Source organism: Lactobacillus kefiranofaciens, assembly GCF_900103655.1.
Classification (GTDB): Bacteria; Bacillota; Bacilli; order Lactobacillales; family Lactobacillaceae; genus Lactobacillus; species Lactobacillus kefiranofaciens.
This window is the reverse complement of the sequence record NZ_FMXC01000082.1, coordinates 1-1270: the sequence shown is the minus strand read 5'-3', so window position 1 is coordinate 1270 and position 1270 is coordinate 1. Positions and strand designations below refer to the sequence as shown.

The following is a 1270-nucleotide window of genomic DNA, read 5'->3' as shown; positions in this document are numbered from 1 at the left end:
ATTCTTCGTGTTTATAAACAAGATGGAATTGATGAAGTCGCATTCTCATTTACGGAACCGTTAAGACTATTTTTGGTTAACCCATTAACGGATAAACAAAGTGAGATCATTAACTTAGTAACGCCGATCAAGGTTTACTAGTCCCTAAAGATTAGTATGGTTTATTTATTATTAGACTTTCTATTCTAATTTGGTAGAAAGTCTTTTTTTAGAAAGAAATCAGTCAGTGAAGGAAAGAAATGTTGCAATTATCCTGTATCATGGTAGCAATCAAATAGTGATTCATCCCCGTAATGATAAAAATAAATCATCTAATGATTTTGGTGCAGGATTCTATTTAACTTGTGATAAAGCAAGAGCTATTAATATGGCTAAAAGAAAAGCCAAGTATGTAGGTACTCCTATTTTGAATACTTATGTATTTAATTGTAATTTAGGTGATTTAAAGATATTATCATTAAAGCAAGACGTAAGTTGGGTAAAATTTGTGCTTTTAAATCGAACTCAAAAGTATTCCTGCAATTATGATATTGTAAGAGGGCCTACAGCAGATGGTAAGCTTTATTTTGTTTTGAAAAATTGGAAAAATGGTAAACTAGATCTAAACCAAGCTTTAATCTTGTTAAAACCCAATGTTTATCCTAATCAATTTTGCTTTAAAACTATGAAGGCTATTAATTACTTAGAATTTATTCAAAAGGAGATCGTGTAATGTTGAAAGAAATAAGTAGTACTGCTTTTCACCAAGATCTTGCTAGTGCAACAAGTAAACTGATAGCTGAAAGATTAAATATTTATCCAGAGCAAGCTTTAGCACTATTTAAGCAATCTAAACTTTATCAAGACCTTGTTAATTCAACTGGTGAATTTGATCAAATGCTACCAGCAGATTTATTTGATCTTTGGAAAAATGAACGTCTTACTGGTTATCCAATAAGTTCATCAGATATTGAAAATGGTCTATTAAAAGAAAAACATTTTAATTAGTATAAGAATATTTGCTGTAGTTGATATTAAATTAAAAAATAATATTGATCAAAAGAACTTGATTTTACATCAGTTCAAAGAATGATTTAGCTTGTTACGAAATAAAGTTAATTAATAGGTTATCATAACCCAGATAAGTTTATTTACATAAGTAATCATGTAAATAGCTGATAAAAGAGTTGCATTTGCATTGCAACTCTTTTTTTATGTTTTATGTGAAGATGAAACTATGAAGATCTTAATGAAAGAAAGGTATTAAAACATGATAGCACTAAAATCAGCA

2 protein-coding genes are annotated in these 1270 nt (G+C 28.7%); both read left to right on the top strand.

The window, feature by feature from the left end; all coding sequences use genetic code 11:
• Positions 1-226 precede the first annotated feature (226 nt).
• The gene (locus tag BLP58_RS11725) at positions 227-712 is read left to right on the top strand and encodes a DUF3990 domain-containing protein (RefSeq protein ID WP_013851239.1); all 486 of its coding nucleotides are present in this window, start codon (positions 227-229) and stop codon (positions 710-712) included.
• Positions 712-987, top strand: coding sequence for a hypothetical protein (locus tag BLP58_RS11720; RefSeq protein ID WP_013851238.1), 276 nt, complete (start codon positions 712-714; stop codon positions 985-987). The genes BLP58_RS11725 and BLP58_RS11720 overlap by 1 nt, the downstream gene beginning before the upstream one ends.
• The last annotated feature ends 283 nt before the right edge of the window (positions 988-1270 follow it).